Raw genomic sequence first — 22,968 nt, 5'->3', positions numbered from 1 at the left:
CTCGGTCGAACTTCGCCCCGGCACTAGCTACCTCACAATGCGATGTGCGAGCTGTGGACTCGTGTACGATGCACAGGTGGTCGGCCAACTAGCCTGGAGGCTTTGGCACAAACGGCAGGATCCATCCGAGAAGCGCAGCCGATTGACCCACAGCGAGGAGATTGATTTCACGCTGGCGCGTAGACCGATGCTTGGCTTGAATGGCCGACTCCGCGCGCGACCCGCGCCCAACTGTGAGCGCCTTCCACAAAAGGCGGGGACGTGTGTGATTGGATTGATGAGAGTATGACTGTCAGGCTTTGTTGGACATCGATGCACACCTTGCGCGCGATTATGGTGTGCTTATCCTGGACGTGATGCGCGACCGCACGCCGCCACAAATCCCTTGTGGGCGACCGACTTGCTAGGAATATCACTGTCATGTGGAACTGGGTGATGCTGGCGCTAGAAGGCAATCGCGTGATCGCCTTGCGGATCGCGAAGTTGATGCGCGGCGGCAAAGCAGCCCAACGTGAAGCCCAGCTCATGGTCAGTGAAAAACTGTTTGCGGCGGCCAAGGCCGGTACAACCTTGATGGCCGGGGCCTCCCGAGACAAGATTGTCGAGCAATATCGAAGAAAGGTTGCGGCAAACGCCAAACGACTCAGCCGGAAGCAATCTCGGCGCAAACGAAAATCACGCTGATGCTTCGGATGCAGCTCTGATTTGCGACGCTCTCACGGGCCAGTGCGACCATCCCAAGCGTGTGATGGCGCTCAATCCAGTCAAGGGTTGGTCGCGCTATGCAACCAAAGGCTGCCGAGGAGCTGCACGCGGTGGTGTGCAACGAGAGGCGAAATGTGCGGCGCGGTGCAGGAGTTCAGTGCGTCCGCGAAACGCAACGAGTGCTGCTGGCGGTCGTGGTCCGCTAGGCGTGCGTGACTCGCAAGTCAGCGCGCGGTGCATAGACATTGAACGAACGACGCCGCGTTGATTGTTATCAAAAGAAGCGACCGCCAACACGGCGGCCTCAATTGGGTACTTTAATAACGTGCTATCGCTCCTCAAACGTTGTCCAGCTGTCGCCCTTCCAGTAGCCGCGACCCTCGTGCTCCCTGAAAGTATATTTTTCACCCGGCCCCCATTTCCAGTTGTCCTCGTGAACCGTGATCTTCGCCTCGGGCGGATAGTTATAACGCTCATGCGTATGCCAGCAAACATTGTTAGAACAGACGATGGCTGCAGAGGCACCTACGCAGGTCATCGCGAAAAGGCCGGCACCAGTCGCAGCGCTGGCCAGCGCCTTAGTTGCTAATCTCATTCTTTCCTCCTCGACTTTTCTTACCCGTCTTGTCCTACCAGTCTTGAAACCACCGGGCTGGTTCTTCTGTTCCTATGGCATGGTGCCGGTTCCCGCTTCTGTTATGGACGCTTCCTCTCACCACGCTCGAGAGGATCTAGACGTTCCCCGATCGAGATTTCGGCTAAGAGGTCAACGGGCACGACCGAAATCGGTGTTATCCGTTGATCGAGGTCGCGCGCAAGAACCGGCATAGACATTTCGTCATCGACGGCGAGGCCGTGATCCTTGGCGTTGACGGCATATCCGACTTTAACGCGCTGCATTCGCGCATGCACGATCACGAGGTGCAGCTTTACGCGTTCGACATTCTCACGATGGGCGGCGATGACTTGCGCCCCCTCCCCCTACACATGCGCAAAGTCAACCTGGAGCAGCTCTTGGCGCGCCGACCCGACGGGATCACGGTCGCACCTTTTGAGCGCGGTGAGATCGGGCCGGACCTTTTCCGCGCTGCGTGCCGCATGGGCCTTGAAGGCTTTGTCTCGAAACATCGCGATCGGCCTTACCGCGGCGGCCGGCAAAAATTCTGGATCAAGGTCAAGAACCGTAGCCATCCGGCGATGGAGCGGGAGCTTTAGCCGCCAACCGTTTTCCGACGGCTAAATTGGTCGCGTCGAGAAACTTTTCTGGCTTGGCTTGGTTTAAATTTCGATCCCTTGAGAAATAAGCGGCCATCAGGCGGCTCCAGCATTCAATCCGGAGTGCTGGGGTCGCTCGCAGGACGGAGCTTTTGTGAGCGTACATGGGAGGAGAGCTGGGAACTGCTCTACTAATTGCGGCAGGGCTTGCGATTGTCTGTTTTTCGGCAGCTCTCATGGCTGGCAGAATTATCGGCTGAACCAGTCGCGCGTGAACGGCGCATGGGGTCCAATGAGGTTGGACCCGTTGAGGAGTTGTTGAAAGGTCTTCGCCACCGCAGAGCCGCACAGGCTTAGCAAGAGTCTCTCAAACCGACGCTTGAACGATTGTTATGTTGGTTCTTTCACCATGGGTGCGTAGGACTCTGCGGCAGGCCCGGCTCTACGGCTACTTGGTCGAGCGAAACAACCAGATCTATCACCCGAGCGCCTTTCATCCAGTTTGCACGAAATCGTTTGTGCTCCGCATGGTCGAGGGCGGTTGGCTAATGAAGAACGGCGATCGATACGAACTGACTCCCCAGGGGCGTGAAGCGCCGGAATGACGCCTGCGAGAACAGAACAGGCCGCCAGCTAGCGCGCATGCTTAGGAACGCCTACCGCGCGCGACCATTGGTTAGGTTCCGAAAACCATGGAGCTTAAAATGCGGAAGACCTTTATTACAGTCCTGACAGCTGTGTTACTCGCAGGGGGCGCTAGCGTTGCATATGGCCAAGCTAGCGGATCTGGTAGTGCAGGTGCTGGCGGAGCTGGTGGTGCTGGCGCAGGGGTCGGCAGTGGATCGATGGGCACGGGCGGATCGTCGCCGGGTGCAGGAGGCGCCGGGACGACTGGTTCTGGAGCCGGGGCCAGTGGCACAACTGGCTCGGCTGGCGGATTGCAAAAGGGCGCGATCCACCCCGGCAGCGGAGACAATCCGACTCGGCGCCGGAGGCGATGAAAGACTCCACACCCGCCAGCCTGAACCGGGTCTTCACTTAGCTTTAACGTAATCGGCAAAGGCTCCCGCATTGGGACGGGGCCGCGTGGGGACGCTTTGCGGCTTTGTGCTTGGGGAGAAGGCGCCACGACTTCCCCAGCCCCAGTGGCGCCTTTCCTCAACTTATTGTACTCCGCGAGTGAAGCTCTTCACAGAAGCTTGGCATATGTGAGAGTGGTACCTATGTGCAGCTCTTGAAGGCTGAGGCCGCCAACCGAGGCGACCCCCACTGGTAGAAAGGCTCGTGGCAACTGCAGCCAAACTCAGCAAGCGTTACCCGCGCTTCCGTCCGGCCGAATGGAAAGCCAAGAAGACAAAAACGCTCAATAGCGCAGCCCAGACCAAGATGTGTTCAGCGATCATGCCCGCCCCTCCGCTGGCAATTTTGGAAAGCATGAAACGGGCCAACCATCTGGCCCGCGGTCTTTAGCAATGCGAAGGAAGCCCGCCATTCGCGACGGGCTCAGGGCTAAGGAGAGAAGCGCCACGAAGACGCGGCGACAGCTTAAGGCGAGTCACGCCAACATTGTGTCGCGATTGACACTGTGTAAAACAAAGCGCCCCTAGCACTACACGCAAGAAATGACAGATCGGGGCTGCGGCCGCCCGCCCTTTCGACGATCTGATCAAGAAGCAGTCCGCTCAGCAGTGCAGACTTCGATATCAGCCGACAGCCCGACGAGGTCTCCCTCGGACGCTACAGCCCCGGATGCTTTGCTTGGCGTGCGATCATCGCGGCGCAGTCTGTCCGACCGCCGCGTAGCGCAAAGAACTCGTGGAGGCGTTCTCGGAGCGCGAAGCTCGATGCGAACTGCTGGTCGTCACCGGCTTAAGGATTCGGAGCCGCCGTTTGCATCTCATGTCCCGGACTGAAGCCGGATGCGCCGGGAGGGCCGTACGGGGTGCTTGAGGATGCGGCTTGCATCTCATGCCCCGGACTGAAGCTGGATGCACCGGGATGCCCGGACGGCGTGCTTGAAGATGCCGCTTGCATCTGATGCCCTGGACTGAACCCCGATGCGCCGGGATGCCCCGCATGACTTGATGAACCGTGATGCCCGCTATGCGAGTGCGATCCTGAAAATACCGCTGAAAACGCCGCTTGCATCGCATGTCCCAGGCTAAGGCTTGATGCGCCGTGATGCGCGCCATGCGACTGCGGGCTTGAGAACAGTGATTGCATCGCGTGCCCTGAAGCAGCGGTCGATGCCGAACTGCCGTGACCGGCACCACCGACGCCACCATGTCCCACGCCGCCGCCATGTCCCCCGGATCCACCAACGCCAGCTCCTACCCCGCCACCTGCTCCCGCACCGCCACCACCACTACCACCGCCGCCACCGCCGCCGCCGCCGCCAGCGAGCAGTGGGCCGGACGTTGCGATCAACAATGCCGGTATTGCAGTTACTGCAAGAAGCTTTGCTACCTTCGTCACGATGATCTCCTCTTCGCCTTCAATTCCGCGTCCAGCTCCAGGCTACACCGCAGGGCTCGGCGGCAATTGAAAGTCGAGCGCGCGACCAATGTTCCGTACAAAAAGTGATCGAATAAGGCGGACAGGCGCGCACGCTGTTTTCTGTGCGCACTGTGACTAGAACGGCACACTATCCGAGCGGCCCCCCCGACGAGATCACACCGCGCACTCCCGACGGCTGTAAGTCGAGTTCGATGCCGCCCTGCCCAGTGTGCTCATGGGGTTGCTCTCCTCGGGCGAGCATTCGGCATATACAGCGACAGGGTGGCGAAACGTGCCCGGAGGTACTGATCCACTTCACACATAGCTCCCTTTTCGCCCTGGGCAGAACTACGGAGAGCAAAGTCCGCAAGCTGACATCACCGGCTGCATCGATCGCCCCAGTGAGACACGGTCAAAGGCGCCGCTCTTTTCACTGACGACGAGGTAATTGAGTTATAATTCGAATTGCCTTGGTCACCGCCGACTGGGAACACGCAAAGATGCCTCCGTTCGACACATCCATGATCGTTCTTGCCGCGATCGCGCTATTTGCGTCCTTCGTCAACGGCGCCCTTGGCTATGGATTTTCGTCGCTCACGGTACCGCTCGCACTCGTCTTCTACACAAATCGGATCCTGAACCCCGCGATCATAGTGATCGAAGTCTTCGTGAACTTATATGTTCTGTTCATCAATTTGAGGGGCGTTCCAGCTGTATGGAAGAGGGTGTTACCCATTCTGATCGGGCTACTGCCCGGTATTGGGATTGGCGCTTTCGCTCTTGCTTCGCTTCAATCTGGCTGGATTAAGCTCGCGACGTACGCAGTCATTCTTCCCCTCATCCTCGTCCAGGCGGCCGGTTGGCGTAGGCCAATTCAGTCGCGATGGCTGGTCGGGCTACCGTTCGGCACAACCTTAGGCATCCTGTATTCAGTCACGACCATCTCCGGCCCGCCATTGGCCATCTTGTTCAACAATCAAGGTCTGGTCAAAGACGAGTTCCGAGCCGGACTCGCATTGGTCCGCGTTGTGGAGTCGAGCGTGACCGCCCTCGCCTATTACAAACTCGGTCTATTTATTGCGGAGAGCGCAAACCTCCTATGGGTGCTTGTTCCCTGTGCTCTGATTGGCATACCAACCGGCGCCTTTGTTATTCGACGGCTCGATGCCGAAACGTTTCGTCGAATATGCATGAGTTTTGATGCGTGGGTTGTGGGCTTCGGACTCTCTCGGGTGTTGATCGAATTGAAGTTAATCGAAAGCCCGTGGGCCTACATCGTCATGGCGGTCACCATTCTGATAGATGTCTGCTTGCTGTACACTTTCTTCAAATCCCGCCGGACGAATCCAACGAGATCACCGCGTCATTGGACCATGCGAGAAAACGGCAGCGACGGCGCGCCTAGAGGACGCATTTCATCCGGATCGACAGAGCTTCCACAAGACCCGCTCGAAAGCATTAACACGTTGCTCGGTTACGCCATTGGCTTTCTCGCTCTTATGATGCTGGTGCACACGTTCTTCGCTCATGCTCGCCTGTTCCCCTAGAACCGATACCAAAGATGCTCCTCGTTCGTATCGAGGCCGTCACTTCACCATCACCCACGCGGGCTGCAGGATCGGATAGGCGATCAGTCCGATGACGCCCGTTGCGGCAATCAGCACGGGATTGTTTATCTTCCAACGGAACAGCACCGCGAGTGAAACCGCACCGATCGCCACCGTCAGCCAGTCACCGATCGCGATCTTTCCGAGCAGGACACAAGCGCCCAAGATGGTCCCAATCGCCGCAGCGTAGGCTCCCTTCACAAAACCCTGGACGTTGGCGTTTCCTCGATTCCGCGCCAGGATCGGTGCCACGATGAGGACCAATAGGAACGACGGCAAGAAGATGCCAACCGTAGACACCAGCGAGCCCCAGAAGCCGGCGACCAGATAGCCGACGAATGTCGCCGTGATCACGACCGGGCCCGGGCTGATCATGCCAATCGCGACTGCGATCAGAAATTGACGTTCGTCGAGCCAGCCGTATTGCTGCACCAGCCCCTGTTCGAGGAACGGCACGATGACGAGCCCACTGCCAAAGGTCAGGGAGCCCGCTTTCAGAAAGAACAGCATGAGCTTGCCCAGCGTCGACCCCGTCGCAACCGGAGCCATCGGCGCAGCCGCCGGTACGACGACCACTGGCAACACCGCCGGCGTGCGCTTGAAGAGATTTCCATAGTAGAGAATGCCGACAATGCCGGCGCCGATGAATAACAACGCGACCTCAGCCTGCAGGATAACCGTTACGGCAAAACACACGATCGCGATCGCCCATTGCAACCAGTCCTCCATGCCGAGCTTGGCCAGCCGGTAGCAGGAATGCAGGATGAGCGCGATCACCGCCGGGCTGACGCCGTAGAAGATCCCAGTAACGGGCTGGAGATCGCCGAGATAGACGTAGAGCGCACCGAGCGCGGCAACGATGACGAAGTTGGGCAGGATGAAGCACCATCCGCCAAGCCACGCGCCCCAGAAGCCGCAGCGGAGCCAGGCGATGTAGATGCCGACCTGGATTGCGAGAGGACCGGGGAGCGATTGGCAGATCGCGATCGATTCTCGCATCTGCTCCTTGGTCAGCCACTTCTTGTCATTGACCAGTTCGCGCTCCATCTGGCCGACGAGCGCCACGGGACCGCCGAAGCCCAGGAAGCCAAGCCGCAGAAAATAGAGCGCCAGTTCGGCCATGCGACCGCGCTCAGGAACGGTAGTTGTCGTCACTTCAAAGCTCCTTCAAGAGAAACCAAAGGCATTGGGGCGCACACTTCGCAGCGTCATTCGCCCTGGGCCGGCGATCTCAAGACACCATCTGCCGCCAGACCCAAGCCTGTCGGCTTCAAGACGACGGTTTCGCCCGATACGTTCACCTCGAAGCATCCTCCGTCTGGTTCAGGAAGATCGATACAGAGCTCGTCGGCCTGGACGTACCACTTCCCAACCATCTTCTTGCCCATCGCGTAACTTCGCAGCCTGCCGTCGCGCTCATAGACCTCCCGCCAGTGCACCTCGTCAGTCAGTTGCATGCCGGAGAGCTTGGCTCGTATTTGCGGCCCCGACAGTTTGTGAAGGCCGTCCTCGGCAGCGACGGCACTCATATCGAATGCCGTCCCCACCAAAGCTGCGAGAATCGCGCAGTGTCTTAAGAAGAAGCCGCTCATTTCGGTTTGCAGGACTTCAGACACATCTGATACTCGGTCTTGCATGCCGGTCCGGCGTAGTTCTTCATGCAGGCTTTCTGCTGCTCGGAGCACACCTTGCACGTTTGGGCCTGGGCCGTTGCATTCACGGCAAGGAGACCTGCCAGTGCCGACAACGCGAGGGTAACCTTTCTCATCCTGATTCCTCTCCGCGATTTGCAGATCTCGCGCCCCAGCCCGCGAGATCGACTGCGTTCTAACTCTTGGTACTGGCCGTCTTGTCGAGGGCGGCACGAAGCCCCTTCGCCAACTTCAAGGCGTCGTCATTGGCCCAAAAGTGAAGAAAGAACAGCCTCGGCTGCTCGTCCAGCATATGGCTATGGACTGCCGTGACCTCGATTCCATTTTCCAGCAGCGCCATGATCACCGGATTAACCTCGTTGCCAGTCAACACGAAGTCGCCTGTGATTGCTGCCTTGCCTCCGCCCGTTGACTGGAAATTGATCCCGATTGCGACGCCGATTGCACCGACCGGGGTCAACAACATGTCGCCTTCTGTGATCGGATCGCGCCGCTTCACGTTGAATTGGTAGACGCCGCCGTTGGCCTGTCCTTTAACTCCGATGATCTGGTCGAGTTGTGCCGTATCGAGATCAACGGCGGGCGGCGGGTTCGCCGGCGCCGCTACCGTCAGTGGGGTCTTGCTTTCGGCCAGCGCATCGCGAATGGCCGTGGCCAGCTTGACGGGATCACCGTGGCCGGCGACGTGCATGTAGAATGTGGCGGGGCTTGCGCGTAGCAGATGGTTGTGCACGGCGGTGATCTCGAGGCCGCTCGCGATCATCTTCGCCATCACCGGATTGATTTCGGTCTCCAGAAGCACAAGGTCGCCCATGATCATTGCGCTGCCATGCACCGGCTTGAAGGCAATCCAGCCACCCAGCGCGAGCGCGGGCTTGATGGCCACCCCATCCAAAGTCACCGCGAGGTCTGTGCGCGGAAACCCGTAACGGTGGACATCGTCCGAGATAGCGGGCTTTCGCCCGAGCGTCTCGTCGACCTTCTGCCAATCGATGGTCTGCGCATGCGCGGTGGAGACAAATAGCTCGCGGTACTTGGTCCAACTCATCGTCTCCGTGCCAGCAACGGTTGCCAACAGCGCTAAGAGAATTGGAGCACCTATCGAGAGCTTTTTCTGCATTGCATCCTCCTTCGTCGGGCATGTCATCGCCCATGAGTCATGCCCGCACTTTCAGCATCCGGAGCCGCGCGTTATCCGTGCATTCCCTCATATGCGCGCTGTACCGCCGGCCAATTAATCGTCGCCATGAAGACATCGACGTAGTTCCCGGCCTTGGCGCCGTAGTCGATATGATAGGAGTGTTCGTACATATCGAGCGCTAAAATCGGCGTTCCGCCGGCAAGCGTGTGGCAGTGGTCTGAGGCCCAATGGTTGACGAGCTTGCGGTCACGCGGCGACCACGTCAGGAGCACCCAGCCAGAGCCACCGCCGAGGGCCTTGCCCATAGCCATGAACTCGGTACGCCAACGCTCATAAGAACCGAAGTCACGTGCCAGGGCCTCCTTCAAACTTGCAATCGGTTCGCTTTCATCGCCAAGGCCGTCAAAGAACACCTCATGAAGGATCATCGAGTTGGTCGCGATGAGCTGCTCGCGCTTCAAGCCGTTGATCAGGAACCCCAGTGCGTTTGCGTAATCGAGATCGGCAAGCTTCTCGTCGATCAGATTGAGGCGCTTGACCGCGCCGCCATAGTTGTTTTCGTAGTGGCTGATGATCATCCGCTCCGACATGCCACGGATGCGGCTCGGATCGCAGGAGAGCGGCTTCGGAACATAGGTCATGGCAGTCCTCCGTTGAAATCACGGGTCGATTTCAGATTTGACGTGTCGTGTTGCGCAAAGACGAGCATGCTGGCCCGCGCGGCTGTCGAGACCGCTGCTACAGCGAAGTTTCGACGGTTCAAATCGACTTTCATCCCACTCTCCGCTGTTGGGTGGCCCCGTATCTCGAAATCTGTCCAGTCCTCCCGACTGCCATCTCGTCCTCTTCGGGCGGTTTGATATGACGGAACGACAGGAGCAGTGTGATGTCATAAGCGATCTTGAGAGCGCCGCAGATAACGAGTGGCAGCCCCGAAAATGCCGTACCGAGCATCGCACCGGCCAGGCTCGGACTGATGGCGGAGGCGAGACTGCGTGGGACAGCAGTCACGCTGGCCGCCGCCGGCCGTTCCCCCGGCGTGACCACTGCCATCACGTAGGAGGTCCGCGTCGGCACATCCATTTGCGAAAGCGCTGCCCGGATCGAAAGCAGGACCAGTACGACCGTCAGGTTCGGAAGTAGAGCGGCCGCGATGAGGCAGATGCTTGAGGGGATGTGCGTGAAGACCATTGTGTTGATCAGTCCGAACCGCTGCGACAGCTTTGCGGCGAGCGGATACGAAAAGGCCGAAAGCGTGTTGGACCAGAAAAAGAAGAGGCTTGCGCTCGAAAGTGACAGGTCGAAGCGCTCGAACAGCCACAAGGCGACAAGCGATTGGACGGCAAATCCGCCGGCAAATGCATCAACGCTGAAGAGAGCTGCAAGCCGATAGACAATTCGCCGCGAGGGGCCGAGGACTGAAGCCTTCGGTCGTACATTAATCGCAGGTGATGCTAGTGGCAGCAGTCGATAGAGGACTGCGCCAATGAGACCAAGGGCCGTATAGACGAAAAACATGGACTTCAGGGCGGCGAGCCTTGGCATGTCAAACGAAACAAGAAAGTCGGGCGCAGTGGCCAACAAGGCGCCCGCTGCGGTCGAGAGGCCACCAATCAGACTGTAGCGGGCAAAGACCTGCGTACGCTTCGAGTCGCTCGCATCGCTTGCTAGCAGCGCATGCTCGAGCGGCACGAAGATGCCGATATCTCCTGGCGAGGGATTGATCGTGCCGACGAAGGCCAGAACCAGGATGACCGGAAACGCCTCTGCGAACGGAAACGCCAGACCGGTCAGCATCATCGTGAGCGCGCTCAGCAGTAAGAGCGTCCGCAAATCGCGATTGCCTCCCAGCCAACCGACGCCCAGCGTGAGGACCGCGGTCCCCAGCAGGGCGCCGGTGGCAACCACGCCGATCTGGAAAGGGGAGTAACCCAGTTCGACGAGGTATGCCGGCAAAATGATCGTGGCAAAGCCGTCACCAAGCCCGCGCGCAGCACGTGCACCGAACAGCAGCGCGATTGCCGACGGGGGCTTGAGCTGCGGTTCCACGTTCTGGGTGGTGTCTGGCGCAACATTCATCCGCGCCGCGCCTCCAACACGCCGGTCGTTGGCAGCCACGCGGTGGTGCGCTCGCCGCGCGAGAGCGCAACAGACACCTCCGCAGAAACGGCGGGACACAAAACGGTAGTGGGAATGAGCTTAGCGGCAGGCATGCAGCGTCCTTCTCGAAAAATCGGACGCGATTCTTGGGCATGTCGCCTCGTGGGGAGATCGCTTCCCCATGGGTGGAAGTAAGGCGCGCCCTACGTATTTGTCAAGGCGCCCTACGCTTCTCGCCGGTGCCTTGTTCAATTGCCGGCAGCTACGGTGAATTCCGCGAAGTACATGTGGCTGTCGGCCTTCGACCAGAGCCCGATCCGGCCCGAGACCGGTTGGGCCAGCGTGTGTTCCAGATAGAGCTTGCCATCGAGATAGCCTTCCACCTTGGTGCCGTTCACGCGGACCTTGAGGTCATGCCACTGTCGCGTCGCGGTCGGTGTATTGCGTACCCATTTGACGGAAGAGCGCTTGCCGTTCTCAAACTTCCACAACACGATGTTGTTCTCCAGACAGTTCGCGCGGACCGTCAGGTAGTCTCCGTTCGGCTTGAGGTTGAACAGAATGCCCGCGCCCTGGTCAATGCGACCGGACAAGCCTTCAAAGCGTACCGAAATCTCGCCATCGGTGAAATTGTCAATCTTCGGCGCAACTGCGTAGGGATAGTAGGCGTAGGCCTGCACGCGATCGAGGAATTCCGCGTAGCGTTCGCCGTAGAGTGCGCGCGCTTTGTCGGCGATGCCTGCCGACGATTGTCCCTCCTTCCACTGGCGTCCGTCGACCGTGAGCACCTTCTTGCTGGCGTCCTCCTCGATCCTCCAGAAGCCGACAACTGGCACCAGTGATTTCGGCTCACCGCCGACGGTTTCATTGGAGAAGTCAACTTTGATTGGCTCTGCGGCCAAGTTCGGCAGCGGCGCCGCAAAACCGATTCCAGCGAGCATGACTAGTCCGATCTTCTTACTGACACTCATGGCTTAACTCCTTGTTGAACGAGGGAGCTTTTTTCCGGGGGGAGCCGGCGAATGTGTCGCCATGCGAGCACAATGAGGAACGGCAATCCGCCGAAAAACCACAGCAGCGTCGCGTCCGCGCTGACGACCAATGGATAACCGGGGTAATCGTCGCCTGCGCTCGGGGCTGGCGGCTGCGCACCCGCGAGAGCATATAGCAGCGGCAATATCTCACGCGGGCTGGTGGACCGGCTCACATCGCTTCGATCGCCGTAGACATATTCGATCTGGCCATAGGCGTCCGAAGAACTGGCAACGTTTGGCCGTTCGCTCGCGAGAACGACGGTGACGTCAGGCATGGCGCGATCGAGCTTCGCAAGGACGTTGCGCCGCAGATCGATGTACCGGGGATCCTCCGCAGCGAGATTGACTGTGATTTTCAATGGAAGCCGAAGCGTCGCGAGGAGGCGCTCTTCTGCAGATGAAAAGGAGTTGCGTTGGTCGTCGCTGAGATCGACTGCCCATCTGACCTGCGCCGCGACACCGAGTCCAGCTACGATCACCAGCGCGCAGTAGACAGAGCGAATGATTTTCGTTCGCGCCGGAGTGCCGGGCGGAAGCCAGAGGATTGTCAACGCAGCAAGACCACCGATGACGGCAGCTATGCCCAGCACCAAGCCGGCCGAGAGAAGCCCCTGCTCAAACGGACGCAGGGTCTGGGTTAGCGACAATTGCGCAAGCCAGGCCGACAGGCCTGAACGGCCCGCGAGCGTGAAGTCCAGCACCCATGATCCGATCGTGACTGCAAGCGCGATGATGGCGGCAGTAGCCGAATTATCGGAGATAACCGCGGCGAACAGCCCAATGGCGCCGGCAAGCAGCCCGTAGAGTAAATGACCGAACAGAAGGTTCAGCGTCTCCGGTGCAGCCAGATGACCGCCCAATATGGCCCACATGGCCAGCGCGGAAAGCGCAGGAATGCTCACCATGAGCCAAGCTGAGAGCACGGCGCAGAATTTTGCGAGGATCAACGTCGAAGGTCCGTACGGTAACTGAACCAGCAGGCGCAACGCGCCGCTTTCCTTCTCCTGGCCCAGCACCCGGATCGCCACGAAGGGAAACAACAATGTCACCGCCACATAGAATGAGCCGAACGTCGGGACCAGAATTCCATCGAGCGGCGACAGGCTCCTCGCCATAACTGGCGACTGCAAGGCCGCCGCACTTGACTCGCTGTAGAGTGAGACTGCCTGGACGAAGCTGTATCCGACGAGCGGACAGACCAACAGCAACATGGTCCAAAGTGCTCGCCCGGCCGTGATCTCACGGAGCTCCTTTGCGAGCAGCGGAACGAGCGGTGCGGTCGGCCGCACGTATGCCTCACGTGAGCGCAAGAAATATCTCCTCCAGCGAGCCGTTCGGCAGCCCTGTCTGCGCACGCAATTCCGCAAGTCCACCGGACCCGCGCACCCGCCCCGCCGATAACAGGATGAAGCGGTCGCAGGCCCGTTCGGCGTCCGCCAACTGGTGGATCGAGAGTATCAACGTGCGTCCACGCATGGTCTGGCGACGCAATACGCCCATGACCTCACGCGTCTGCCGCCAATCAAATCCATCGAAGGGCTCGTCCATCAGCAACAGATCATGCGACGCAAGCAATCCGATGCTCAGCATCAGGCGTCGGGCATAGCCTTTTGACAGAGCGAAAACGCGCTTTCGAAGCACCGGCTGCAACCCGAGCGCTTCAATCGTTGTCCAGATATCCGCGTCCGACCGTTGGAAGACACGTCCGACAAACGACACGACCTGCAGCGCTGATTGATCTTGGTAGGGACGGACGCCGTCAGGCAGATAGAAGAGAACGTCACGACGACGGGCTGGCTGCAACGGCTCTCCGCACCAGAAGACCTCGCCTTTATTCACGGGCAGAAGTCCGGCAACCGCTTCTAGCAGCGTCGTCTTGCCGGCGCCGTTTGGGCCGATAACACCGAGGATTTCGCCCGCGACAGCGGAGAACGTCACACCCTCGATCGCGGGGCCGTCGTTGCCATAGCGCTTGGTGAGGTCTCTTACGCCCAGCAAAGGCGGCGAACGAGCTGGCGAGACACTGTCGTCGACGGTTGACATGCTGCGTCCTTCTTCGGAAATCCGGACGCGATACTTGGGCATGTCGCCTCATGGGGAGATCGCCATCCCCAGGGCCGCGACTTTGCCAAAGCGGAATTGCTTGTCAATCAGGAACCAGCAGAAGCAACGCCGGCTAACTCCGTCGGCTATTCACTTCAGTTTGATCAAGCCCCTCCACGCAGCTCTCTGTAGCAGCATCATGGAGTCCGTCGCCGGGCTGCCGACTACTGCTTCTAGCGCTTCTCGTCGCGCTCAGGATGGGCTTTCCAGTCACGACCTACTGTTTGATGGTCCTCGTCAGTCTTGCCTGCGGATCCCTCGCGATCGGTACCAGTTCGGCTGGCATTTTCTTGGGCCTTCCAGTCGCGATTAATCTGAACATTCTCGCCGCGCGACCGCTCTTGATCGCGAGATTGTTCCGATTGCTGCGGCGTACGGTCTGGCTGCACCGGAGCCGATTGCTCCTGCTTGTACGTCTTGGATAATCCGGACTCTTCGGCGCATGCGGGGACCAACGCAAAGGACAACGATATTGCCGTTGCTACTGCAAGAACTCTCATAAATCTCTCCTCGTCTGTTCCATGAACGGCTAACGGCTCCGGCCAAATTTGGTTCAGGGAGGAGGACAATTGGCGAATATCTCCGCACGGCATATGAGGACCAATACGTTCTCACTGCGACGCAATGGCGGACCTCACCGGAGGTCCGAGTTGGGCCATTGTGTCTACATTTGCTCGATGAGCTTGGCCTCACCTGCACGCAACGCGGATTCCGATGCGGCTCTTCGGAACAGAGGACCCCGTACTTTTGTTCAATCCTCCGAGGTCTAACGTTAGGAGAAAGGCTATGATCGCTGCCAACAGACTTACAATCTTGGGCGCGGTGCTCGCCTTCAGCGCCAACTCCGCCATTGCCGGTCCCTGTGACACTGCAAGCCGAGATGCGGGCTCTGGAAACGTCCCCGGCTATACCGGGCAGACCACCGGTTCCACAGCGGCAGACTCGAAGGAGCATCCGCCTACAACCGCGATGAACAAAGCAACAGAAGGTGCAGCAACATCATCCGAGGATGCGCAACGCCAGATGCAGGGCCAGCCGACCGCCGCCGAGCAATCACAGCAAACGAAGCCCGCTCCCTCCGGGCAGTCACAGAAGATGGCGACGGGCACGCCCGATCGAACCAAGCCCGCGCCCTCCGAGCAATCAGAGAAGATGACAGCTGGCGGGGCTCAGCCCGCGCCCTCCGATAAGAAACCTGGTGATTGCTAATATCGGCGAAGAGTGACGTCGCTCGGTTGCTTTCCGGCGGTTATCCAGTCAGGCACATCGTCGCAAGCAACGGATAACCGAGGCACCACGCTTAGCTCTACTTCGCCTTTGGAGGTCCCAGGGGCGATTTGAGCTGGCGGAGGTCGTTCGACGCCTCCGCGAGCAGCCATTCACGAAATTTGGCAATTTTCGGCAGAGCCGCGCTCGCGTTGGGCTAACGATCCAATAGGTCTTCGACACCAGCAGGACTCCGGGAAAGCCGGCGCCAGCCGCTGCGTCGCGATTCTTAAGGTGACGCGTTGTCGGACTGAACCGTTTGATATCGGTCAATAGCTCTCGCCGATCTCGTGCAGCATTATCACCGCCGAGGGTCTAATGCTGCCATTCACGACCGAACAGTTCTTTGATCTCTTCGCAACATACAATGACGCGATCTGGCCGGCACAGACAGCGGCCTATTTCCTCGGTGCGGTGGCGATGTTCTTGCTCTTCGCACGCACCGAAGCATCGGACCGTATCATCACGGCCATCCTTGCGATCATGTGGGCATGGACAGGGCTTGGTTACCATCTCGCCTTCTTTACAACGATCAACAGCGCCGCGTATCTCTTCGGGGCTCTTTCATCATTCAGGCGGGTGCACTTGCCTATGCAGGCGTCGTCCACCATCGAATTATTTTCGGCTTTCGCCCGCGTCCGGCCGGATGGATCGGCACTTCTTTCGTGATTTACGCGGCCCTGCTCTACCCCTTGATCGGTGTTCTGGCGGGGCATTCCCATTCCGAGCTGCCAGCCTTCGGGGGCACGCCCTGTCCCGTCACGATCTTCACCTTTGGCATGCTGCTGTTGACGCGCGAGGCCGTTCCTGGCTCGTTGCTCGCAATCCCGGCTGGGTGGTCGCTAATCGGCGGAAGCGCGGCGATGCTCTTGAGCGTCCCGCAGGATCTTCTGCTGCTTGCTAGCGGCGTTACCGCCACTCCGCTCATTCTCGCTAGCGACCGGAGACAGGCGTTGACGTAGGTCGACGGCGGGGCCGCTGACCGCCCCGCACAGTGGCAACTACCATTAAGGCGTCTGCGCAGCCTGCATGTTCTTTTCAGGCGCCGGAGATCGATCTTGATCCAGAACGGCGGTGCTTTGGCCTGTTTGAGCTATTGATGCCGATTGATTTTCGCTCTGGCTGCGGAGTCAAGCTTTTCAGCTGACGCAAGTCAGATGATGCCTCAGCCAATAGCCAATCGCGGAAGGTCACAATCTTCGGCAGGGCTGAGGACGCCTTCGGGCATACGATCCAATAGGTCTTCGACACCGGCACGGATTCGGGGAATGCCAACGCCAGCCGACCGTTGATCAGATCCCACGCCGATAATGTCGTTCGTGCGAGCGCGATCCCCTGTCCATTGATCGCCGCATCGATCACCATGCTCGCGCGGTTCAGTACCGGGCCGTGGATGACGCTAGCGTCATCGATGCCGACGCCGCGCAGCCAGTTCGTCCAATCGGACCGGCTGTCGAGATGGATCAGCGGAAATTTCAGGATGTCGGCGACTCCATTGATTCGACGACGACCAGACAGCAGCTTTGGACTGCACACGGCAAAAAGCCGCTCGGTGCAAAGCCTCACAGCGTCCAAGCCCGGCCAGTTGCCGTCGCCGTGTCGCACGGCAAGATCGACCTCCTCGCGGGCAAAGTCGACGTGATGCATGGTTGCGGAAACGCGCAGATCAATACCGGAATGCGCCTCGGCAAAATGGCCGAGGCGATGCACCAGCCATTTGGCGGCAAAATCCGGAGAGGTACTGACGGTAAGGACTCCGGCGTTTTGCCGCTGCAGCAGGCGCTCCGTCCCTGCCGCAATGCGATCCAGCGCATCGCGCACCACCGCAAGATAGTCCCGGCCGGCTTCGGTGATGATTAGGCGTTGGCGCTCACGATTGAAGAGCTTGATCGCAAGCTCGGTCTCCAACGCCTTCACCTGATGGCTAACAGCTCCCTGCGTCACACAGAGCTCCGCCGCCGCGCGAGTAAAACTTTCGTGCCGGGCCGCGGCTTCGAAGGCCTTAAGTGCATTCAGCGGCGGCAAATGCGGGCGCATTGCGACCCTTCCCTGGGAGATCATGAGAAAAATTGGGGCAGGCCCAAAAAACGATGCTTTGCGGACTGAGCCCCGCCGGCCTTATGGAGACGACGGCAATTCGAAATCATGTGGTTTGGAGCCGTTCCATGTCAACGCTTTTCAGCAATACCGACTTTCTTCCGGCTATTCGACGCGACGCAGCGGTCGGTGATCATCAAAGCAATTCATGGCTGACGTTGCTGGATAGGTGGCTTGCCTGCAGTGAGCGGATGCACCAGCGCGCTGGTTTACGCAAGATCGCTGATGATCCTCATCTGCTTGTTGACCTTGGGCTCACCCGGGAAGAAGCCCTGGAGCAGGCCAATACACCGTTTTGGCGATGATCCGCCTTGACCGACTTTGATCTATTAACCGGGGAGGATAACCAGATGTCCGAGCCTATCCTGTATGGCTTTCCGCGCAGCACTTTTGTGAACATCGTCCGGCTCGTTCTCACGCACAAGGACGTGGCTTACACCTTCCACGACCTCGAGCCCGTGATGGGCAAGGCGGAGCACCTCGCGCTCCATCCGTTCAACCGCGTCCCAATCTTCAGACACGACGACTTTATCGTCTATGAGACCGACGCCATCGTCGCCTACGTCGATGAGGTGTTCGACGGCGCACGCCTGACGCCGCAAAACCCGCGCGCAAAGGCGCGCATGAACCAATGGATCAGTGCGGTCAATTCCTACTTCTACCCCTACATGATCTATCACGTGACCCACGAGCGTTTGGTCTTTCCGGAACTCGGAATTGCTTCCGATGAAAAGGTCGTGGCGCACGCGCTGCCCAAAGTGGAGATCGCGCTCACGGTGATGGAGCGGGAGCTGTCGACTGGCGCGCACTATCTGCTGGGGCAGGACCTCTCGCTCGCCGACTTCTACATGTTGCCCTGCACCTTCGCGTTCGGTTTGACCGACGAAGGCCAGGCCATGTACCGGAAACTCCCGGCGTTCAGCAGCTGGCGGGCTCGGATGGAAGACCTGCCGACCACCCGCAAGCTGCGCGCAAGCCTGCCACCGCGCGAGCCTATCCAGCATGCGCGCGAATGGGCGACTTCGCACCGGCCAAAGTATTGACTGGCCCGTGCAGCGACGAAAGGACCAACCCATGCAATCGGTTTCACGTCAAGAGACGCGCGCGCTTGCCGCGCAGTTCACCGCCCCTGCGTTCGCCGGAGCACCACGCCCGGCATATTCCCGCACCGGCCTCGATCGTGAGCGTCGTGGAGCAAGACTTGCCAGGCGCTTGCCGGGCGCATCCCGCGCGACTAAACTAATGATGCGGGGAACCGCAGACTCCCCGTTAGACGGAAAACGTCCAAGCTCTGCGCAACGCTCGATGTTTTCGAGGAGATTGCGCATGGACGGTCAAACCACTCGCAATTCCCGATCAACTTTTCAGCGCGGTGGTGTGAGGCCGTCATGCCGCTGAGATCGATCGGAACTATCAAGATACCCAACGCCGAACGCAGCGCCTTCGATCATGGCGCATTCGATCCGAAGACCCGCCGCATCTTCATCGCGCACACGCGGGCCGACTGTGTCGAAGTCATCGACCACGACGCACAGAAGCATATCGCAACCTTGCCGGGGTTCCCGGGCGCAGCGGGAGCCGTCATCGACGATGGGGACGTGCTGCTGACCAACCGCGGCTCGGCCTCCATCGCCTTGCTTGACGCAGGCACCTATAAGACCAGAGCGGTGATCGACACCGGCCCGCGGCCGAACGGCGCTGTCGTCGTCAAGCGCCTGACGCTCGGGATCGCCGCCTGCATCGGAGACGACACTGAGGAGCCCACGCTGCAAGCCTTCCACCTGACAGATGGCCGGCTGGCCACCCTCGCGCTGCCCGGCCGGCCGCGCTGGTGCGTCACTGACGCGGCCGCCGATCGCGTCTTCCTCTGCATCCGCGATCCCTCAATGGTGCTGGTTGCCGGCCTCCCCGATCTCAAACCATTGGCTCAGTGGAGGCTCCCCACAGGGGGTGCCCATGGTCTTGATATCGATCATACGCGCGGCCGGCTTTATGCCGCGTGCGACGACGGCGCACTTGTCGAGATCGATAGCATGTCGGGCAAGATTATGAACGTCTGGCCGATCCCGCCTTCCCCGGATGTCACGTTCTTCAATCCGGCCAGCGGTCTAGTTCACGTTGCGATCGGCGAGCCGGGACTTGTCGAAACGATCGATCCACGAACGCGCTCGATCGAGCGCACCATGACTGCACCAGGCGCCCATACGACAGTGCTGGGTCCGCCCGACCGGCTTTACGTGATTTCGCCCGCGCACGGCGGCGTGCTGGTGCTGGCTGACGCGTGATTTCAACACCAACCAAACTGACAGGAGAGCGACATGAAATGGATTACCCGAGAACGCGTCAAAGTCGACCGCGTCGCCTGCCCATGGTTGATCAGGAAATTTGTCGACAAGGACGCCGAGTTCTTGTTCGTCCCAGTCGAAAAGGTCATGGACGAAGCCAAGCGCCAAAACGCCATTCCGTACGACGTCAAGGACGTTGAGCTAGGCCATCACGGCAAGGAATGCTCGTTCGAGGCGATCCTCAAAAAGTACGAGCTGACCGGCGACCCGGCGCTGGTGCTGCTGGGCCGCATCGTGAACGGCGCGGATACTGACAATACGCTCTATCACCAGGCCGAAGGACCGGGCCTTCAGGCGCTGGCGGAGGGCTTTCGGCATCTCGGCTACAAGGACGACCACGAACTCAATGCCGCCGAGTGGATCGTCTATGACGCGCTCTACGCATACGCGCAGGAAATGGTGAAACGGGGCAAACCGGCCGGACAGTTCGTACACTGAAAGTTTGGCCAACAGCGCTGGCTATGCGGAATGCCCTGCCGGCCGCCGGACTGCTTGGTCACGAAATTCGGATCGACCTGTAGCGCCCGAGAGTTACGGTGGGCAATAGCAACCAAGCCGTCTGCCGCAATCAAGTTGACTGCGGCGGACAGCTTTTCTGCATAGCAGAAGGCCACCATGAAAGACGGGTCGTTACTGCCGTTCTTTGAATTGGCCACTGCTGTCGACGACGAGCGACACGTCCTTGCCGTTCTTCGTCGCCTTCACAGCGATGCCTTCGGCGGTGGATTTGATATCCCGGATTTGGGAGTAGCCCGCCGATTGAAGCTTCGCCACGAGCTCCTCCTGGGTCAGGGCGTGGGCGGACGAGACGAAGAAGACCGCAAGACAGGAAACGAGAGCTTTGGTGAGTGCTCGCGACGACATGATCTTCGCTCCGAAGTTTGCGAAAGCCAGAATGCATGTTCGCGACGTTTCAACGTCTGCTCAATCGCGAGGTTCCGCTCTTAAGATCATGTCAAAAAGATACTTTCGGCGAGTTCTCCCCTCGTAACCGGTAACGGTACTTGGTCCCTTTCAATCCCGGCTCGGCCTCCCCAGGGCCACCAATACGCCGGATGGTCTGAACATCCATCGCTGCGGCCTGGTGTCACCCAGCGCGCTCTCCTGAAGTTTGGCTTACCTTGGAGTTCTGCCCTCGCGCTTGAACTTATTCGGCCAGACGTGGTGCGGCTGAGCATACTTTGCTTTGTAGCCGGGTTTGAACCACCTCAGTTCAGTCGGCCCCTCCGCCTCCTTATCCTAGACAAACCAGGCATAGGCAGTTGTGCCGCTGCCTTTCGGCTCCACGCCGCTCGGGTAAAAGGTAATACGCTCACTGAAAACCCAGACGCGAGCGGGTGGCGTCTTGGAAAAGATCGTATTGGCTCTGTTCGCGCCCTCTAAGAAAGCCAAACGCAGGAGAAGGGCGAACTTTCGCTTCGCCAGCGTGATGCCGCTCGCGACAAAACCCTCGGCGCAATTATAGGGCGGATTGGTGACGATGTTGTCGGTCGTCTGCTCTGCACGAAGAAAATCAACACCGGCTTCTCCATATCCGCGATCATACAAGTCCGAACTGCGAACACGTTGGCCAGTCTGCTCCAGCACGCGGGACATGCTGCCATCACCGCACCCGCACTCCCAAATTTCGCCGTCGAACTTTTCATTGTCGATCAATGCGAACGTTGCCCAAGCCGGCGTCGGGTAAATGTCCGGTCCACTGAGGTCGGCGAACCTCTTCGTTGTCGGCTTGAAGCCGCCATTCAGATTGTAAGTGAGATCGGTCACACGAGATCTCCTTGCTGGAATAGGCAGAGTATCAGACTCGTTGATCTTGCGATTCCGCAAGGGGCTTGTGAGTCAAATTGACTCACCCTTTCCCCATCAATCACTACGGCTTCCGAGGGCGACCTGCTGGGCTCATTTCGACCCCGCCTCTCGCCGGAGTGCGCTTTAGATTTGTCTCGCGGAAAGGACCGCCCTTGGAGACAGCGGCCCTACCAGGGCTCCCGGTCGTGCCCTTTCCAACTAATAAGGGCTGAGCACACTATCGAGAAATTGCTCCTTTTCGCCGGGCGCATAACCCTGACAAGCGCCGAAATACGCTTCTGGCTTGTCACAGGGGTCGGCGGACCGGTAGGGCCGACGCGGCGCATAGGCAAAACCCGAGGCTCGACCTGATTGGTACATGTGATGATGGGGACGAAGCACCGCGTGCCGGCTGTGCCCGTGATGCGCAGTTGCCGCGTTCGAGAACCCGCACAGGCTTATCAAAACGCTCAAGGCCAAAATCGGACGCATCGCCTTCTTCCTCCAAGGAGTTTCGCCCCGCCGGCTCAATGATTGCCGTGATGCAGCGTTCCAAAGGAACTCTTGCGCCTATGCGTTGGGCTTCTTTGTTGGTCCGCGACCAAGGTCGGCTCGTGTGCCCTTCTGCGACCTCGGGTGATGTCCGCTATCACGCCGCTGTTTGGGGGTGAGCTGACATCAGTCGGCCAAGCCGCTTAGTGAGTGCACGCCCTCGTACCCAAGTGCCTCGCGGAAAATGATGTGGAAGACATGCCACAGTAACCGGTATCGGTACCTTGGTCGCTTTCAATCCCGGCTGAGTGCCCCGGGTGCCCCCTTCAACGGCAGCTGTCCACCGCCAAAGCCGTTCGGCGGATGCGCGTGACGGTCTGGACATCCATCATCGACGCGCTACTCAACTTTGAAGAGCTTTGTAAAAAGCTCGCAAGGTGGAAGCGGACGGTTAAGCGTGATCACGATTTTCTCGATCGTGTTCCAGTCCGGTCCCCTCTCTACTATCTCATCTAGGTCCTCCAGCTCCTCGAACGCTATTGTTTCTTGTTTGCCATCCGAATAGCTGATCTCTGCCATCCAGCGGTCGGGCACTGAGGTCCCCCATTATCGCTTTAACCCTTTGGGACATTGCCGGGTCTCCGATCTTTTGTGTTGGTGTATCTACCCATGCACCAGGGCGAGATCGCGGCTAACCGGAAACCTTCGCTCGACTTCGAACGAGGGCTGAGATTTAGACACTCCGTTGAAAACCTTTGGCCCCACAGCGCGCCATTATGAACTTTAGACACTGTTGTGCCGCTGATATTCTTCGAAAATGGCACTTCTGCCGGGCCCACCAATCAAATCATGTCCGGCCCGAAGACATGGGTAACGGACCGTACCTAAGACATGGGTGACAGCCTCGTGCCGAACGGGTTGTCGAGG

General features: G+C 59.3%; 24 protein-coding genes and 1 pseudogene. 11 read left to right on the top strand and 14 right to left on the bottom strand.

What is annotated here, in order from left to right:
• Nucleotides 1-420: 420 nt before the first annotated feature.
• Entirely contained in the window at nucleotides 421-684 is a 264-nt protein-coding gene (locus SO180_RS38015; protein ID WP_449383921.1) for a hypothetical protein, read from the top strand.
• Between the two features lie 349 nt (nucleotides 685-1,033).
• On the opposite strand, the gene SO180_RS38010 is transcribed toward SO180_RS38015, so the two are convergent.
• Nucleotides 1,034-1,300: a hypothetical protein gene (locus SO180_RS38010; RefSeq protein ID WP_449383920.1), complete on the bottom strand. Its 267-nt coding sequence runs from the start codon at nucleotides 1,298-1,300 to the stop codon at nucleotides 1,034-1,036.
• 203 nt (nucleotides 1,301-1,503) lie between these two features.
• Between SO180_RS38010 and SO180_RS38005 the strand changes: the two genes are divergently transcribed.
• From SO180_RS38005 to SO180_RS37990, 4 genes are all read left to right on the top strand, one after another.
• Nucleotides 1,504-1,920 carry an ATP-dependent DNA ligase gene (locus tag SO180_RS38005; RefSeq protein WP_449383919.1) on the top strand — a complete coding sequence of 139 codons (417 nt, stop codon included), beginning with the start codon at nucleotides 1,504-1,506 and terminating at the stop codon, nucleotides 1,918-1,920.
• A 1,284-nt stretch (nucleotides 1,921-3,204) separates the two neighbouring features.
• Entirely contained in the window at nucleotides 3,205-3,390 is a 186-nt protein-coding gene (locus SO180_RS38000) for a hypothetical protein (protein ID WP_449383918.1), read from the top strand.
• Between the two features lie 789 nt (nucleotides 3,391-4,179).
• Nucleotides 4,180-4,503 carry a hypothetical protein gene (locus tag SO180_RS37995; protein ID WP_449383917.1) on the top strand — a complete coding sequence of 108 codons (324 nt, stop codon included), beginning with the start codon at nucleotides 4,180-4,182 and terminating at the stop codon, nucleotides 4,501-4,503.
• Between the two features lie 383 nt (nucleotides 4,504-4,886).
• The gene (locus SO180_RS37990) at nucleotides 4,887-5,963 is read left to right on the top strand and encodes a sulfite exporter TauE/SafE family protein (protein WP_449383916.1); all 1,077 of its coding nucleotides are present in this window, start codon (nucleotides 4,887-4,889) and stop codon (nucleotides 5,961-5,963) included.
• Nucleotides 5,964-6,002: 39 nt separating this feature from the next.
• Here SO180_RS37990 and chrA read toward each other — a convergent pair whose 3' ends face one another.
• The 9 genes from chrA to SO180_RS37945 form a co-directional block, all read right to left on the bottom strand.
• Entirely contained in the window at nucleotides 6,003-7,178 is a 1,176-nt protein-coding gene (gene chrA / locus SO180_RS37985; protein WP_449383915.1) for a chromate efflux transporter, read from the bottom strand.
• Nucleotides 7,179-7,231: 53 nt separating this feature from the next.
• Nucleotides 7,232-7,639, bottom strand: coding sequence for a hypothetical protein (locus tag SO180_RS37980; RefSeq protein ID WP_449383914.1), 408 nt, complete (start codon nucleotides 7,637-7,639; stop codon nucleotides 7,232-7,234).
• A gap of 211 nt (nucleotides 7,640-7,850) precedes the next feature.
• Complete coding sequence (locus SO180_RS37975; protein WP_449383923.1) at nucleotides 7,851-8,723, bottom strand: DUF1259 domain-containing protein; 873 nt, start codon at nucleotides 8,721-8,723, stop codon at nucleotides 7,851-7,853.
• A gap of 143 nt (nucleotides 8,724-8,866) precedes the next feature.
• Nucleotides 8,867-9,457: a superoxide dismutase gene (locus SO180_RS37970; RefSeq protein ID WP_449383913.1), complete on the bottom strand. Its 591-nt coding sequence runs from the start codon at nucleotides 9,455-9,457 to the stop codon at nucleotides 8,867-8,869.
• A 130-nt stretch (nucleotides 9,458-9,587) separates the two neighbouring features.
• The gene (locus tag SO180_RS37965) at nucleotides 9,588-10,934 is read right to left on the bottom strand and encodes an MFS transporter (RefSeq protein WP_449383912.1); all 1,347 of its coding nucleotides are present in this window, start codon (nucleotides 10,932-10,934) and stop codon (nucleotides 9,588-9,590) included.
• Between the two features lie 230 nt (nucleotides 10,935-11,164).
• Complete coding sequence (locus tag SO180_RS37960) at nucleotides 11,165-11,887, bottom strand: LamG domain-containing protein (protein ID WP_449383911.1); 723 nt, start codon at nucleotides 11,885-11,887, stop codon at nucleotides 11,165-11,167.
• Nucleotides 11,884-13,239 (bottom strand): ABC transporter permease, encoded by a 1,356-nt coding sequence (locus SO180_RS37955; protein ID WP_449383922.1) that lies wholly within the window; start codon nucleotides 13,237-13,239, stop codon nucleotides 11,884-11,886. Before SO180_RS37955 ends, SO180_RS37960 begins: the two co-directional genes overlap by 4 nt.
• Before the next feature lie 7 nt (nucleotides 13,240-13,246).
• The gene (locus SO180_RS37950) at nucleotides 13,247-14,035 is read right to left on the bottom strand and encodes an ABC transporter ATP-binding protein (RefSeq protein WP_449383910.1); all 789 of its coding nucleotides are present in this window, start codon (nucleotides 14,033-14,035) and stop codon (nucleotides 13,247-13,249) included.
• A 191-nt stretch (nucleotides 14,036-14,226) separates the two neighbouring features.
• Entirely contained in the window at nucleotides 14,227-14,553 is a 327-nt protein-coding gene (locus tag SO180_RS37945) for a hypothetical protein (RefSeq protein ID WP_449383909.1), read from the bottom strand.
• A 286-nt stretch (nucleotides 14,554-14,839) separates the two neighbouring features.
• Here SO180_RS37945 and SO180_RS37940 point away from each other — a divergent pair, with 286 nt between their 5' ends.
• Together SO180_RS37940 and SO180_RS37935 are read left to right on the top strand one after the other, a co-directional pair.
• A complete protein-coding gene (locus SO180_RS37940; RefSeq protein ID WP_449383908.1) occupies nucleotides 14,840-15,262 on the top strand; it encodes a hypothetical protein in 423 nt (140 codons plus the stop codon).
• Between the two features lie 375 nt (nucleotides 15,263-15,637).
• Nucleotides 15,638-16,281, top strand: a pseudogene (locus SO180_RS37935) (DUF6064 family protein).
• Nucleotides 16,282-16,357: 76 nt separating this feature from the next.
• Here the strand turns inward: SO180_RS37935 and SO180_RS37930 are convergent.
• Complete coding sequence (locus tag SO180_RS37930; protein WP_449383907.1) at nucleotides 16,358-17,356, bottom strand: transcriptional regulator GcvA; 999 nt, start codon at nucleotides 17,354-17,356, stop codon at nucleotides 16,358-16,360.
• A gap of 128 nt (nucleotides 17,357-17,484) precedes the next feature.
• Here SO180_RS37930 and SO180_RS37925 point away from each other — a divergent pair, with 128 nt between their 5' ends.
• The 4 genes from SO180_RS37925 to SO180_RS37910 all read left to right on the top strand — a co-directional run bounded on the left by SO180_RS37925 (nucleotide 17,485) and on the right by SO180_RS37910 (nucleotide 20,199).
• Nucleotides 17,485-17,721 (top strand): DUF1127 domain-containing protein, encoded by a 237-nt coding sequence (locus SO180_RS37925; RefSeq protein WP_449383906.1) that lies wholly within the window; start codon nucleotides 17,485-17,487, stop codon nucleotides 17,719-17,721.
• 6 nt (nucleotides 17,722-17,727) lie between these two features.
• Nucleotides 17,728-18,459, top strand: coding sequence for a glutathione S-transferase family protein (locus SO180_RS37920; RefSeq protein ID WP_449383905.1), 732 nt, complete (start codon nucleotides 17,728-17,730; stop codon nucleotides 18,457-18,459).
• 345 nt (nucleotides 18,460-18,804) lie between these two features.
• Nucleotides 18,805-19,701, top strand: coding sequence for a YncE family protein (locus SO180_RS37915; protein ID WP_449383904.1), 897 nt, complete (start codon nucleotides 18,805-18,807; stop codon nucleotides 19,699-19,701).
• Between the two features lie 33 nt (nucleotides 19,702-19,734).
• Complete coding sequence (locus SO180_RS37910; protein WP_449383903.1) at nucleotides 19,735-20,199, top strand: chromate resistance protein ChrB domain-containing protein; 465 nt, start codon at nucleotides 19,735-19,737, stop codon at nucleotides 20,197-20,199.
• A gap of 192 nt (nucleotides 20,200-20,391) precedes the next feature.
• Here SO180_RS37910 and SO180_RS37905 read toward each other — a convergent pair whose 3' ends face one another.
• The 3 genes from SO180_RS37905 to SO180_RS37895 form a co-directional block, all read right to left on the bottom strand.
• On the bottom strand, nucleotides 20,392-20,625 hold the full coding sequence (locus tag SO180_RS37905) for a PepSY domain-containing protein (RefSeq protein ID WP_449383902.1): 234 nt from the start codon (nucleotides 20,623-20,625) through the stop codon (nucleotides 20,392-20,394).
• A 375-nt stretch (nucleotides 20,626-21,000) separates the two neighbouring features.
• Nucleotides 21,001-21,528 carry a hypothetical protein gene (locus SO180_RS37900; RefSeq protein ID WP_449383901.1) on the bottom strand — a complete coding sequence of 176 codons (528 nt, stop codon included), beginning with the start codon at nucleotides 21,526-21,528 and terminating at the stop codon, nucleotides 21,001-21,003.
• A gap of 912 nt (nucleotides 21,529-22,440) precedes the next feature.
• Entirely contained in the window at nucleotides 22,441-22,635 is a 195-nt protein-coding gene (locus tag SO180_RS37895) for a hypothetical protein (protein ID WP_449383900.1), read from the bottom strand.
• Nucleotides 22,636-22,968 lie beyond the last annotated feature (333 nt).

The sequence above is a fragment of the Bradyrhizobium sp. UFLA05-112 genome (assembly GCF_053572325.1).
The sequence above is the reverse complement of the archived record's forward strand: the minus strand, read 5'-3'. Positions and strand labels throughout refer to the sequence as shown.

Coding starts and splice junctions, on each gene's coding strand:
- SO180_RS38015 (WP_449383921.1), top strand. CDS start 421: ATGTGGAACTGGGTGATGCTGGCGCTAGAAGGCAATCGCGTGATCGCC.
- SO180_RS38010 (WP_449383920.1), bottom strand. CDS start 1,300: ATGAGATTAGCAACTAAGGCGCTGGCCAGCGCTGCGACTGGTGCCGGC.
- SO180_RS37975 (WP_449383923.1), bottom strand. CDS start 8,723: ATGAGTTGGACCAAGTACCGCGAGCTATTTGTCTCCACCGCGCATGCG.
- SO180_RS37970 (WP_449383913.1), bottom strand. CDS start 9,457: ATGACCTATGTTCCGAAGCCGCTCTCCTGCGATCCGAGCCGCATCCGT.
- SO180_RS37960 (WP_449383911.1), bottom strand. CDS start 11,887: ATGAGTGTCAGTAAGAAGATCGGACTAGTCATGCTCGCTGGAATCGGT.
- SO180_RS37950 (WP_449383910.1), bottom strand. CDS start 14,035: ATGCCCAAGTATCGCGTCCGGATTTCCGAAGAAGGACGCAGCATGTCA.
- SO180_RS37945 (WP_449383909.1), bottom strand. CDS start 14,553: ATGAGAGTTCTTGCAGTAGCAACGGCAATATCGTTGTCCTTTGCGTTG.
- SO180_RS37940 (WP_449383908.1), top strand. CDS start 14,840: ATGATCGCTGCCAACAGACTTACAATCTTGGGCGCGGTGCTCGCCTTC.
- SO180_RS37930 (WP_449383907.1), bottom strand. CDS start 17,356: ATGCGCCCGCATTTGCCGCCGCTGAATGCACTTAAGGCCTTCGAAGCC.
- SO180_RS37925 (WP_449383906.1), top strand. CDS start 17,485: ATGTCAACGCTTTTCAGCAATACCGACTTTCTTCCGGCTATTCGACGC.
- SO180_RS37915 (WP_449383904.1), top strand. CDS start 18,805: ATGCCGCTGAGATCGATCGGAACTATCAAGATACCCAACGCCGAACGC.
- SO180_RS37910 (WP_449383903.1), top strand. CDS start 19,735: ATGAAATGGATTACCCGAGAACGCGTCAAAGTCGACCGCGTCGCCTGC.
- SO180_RS37905 (WP_449383902.1), bottom strand. CDS start 20,625: ATGTCGTCGCGAGCACTCACCAAAGCTCTCGTTTCCTGTCTTGCGGTC.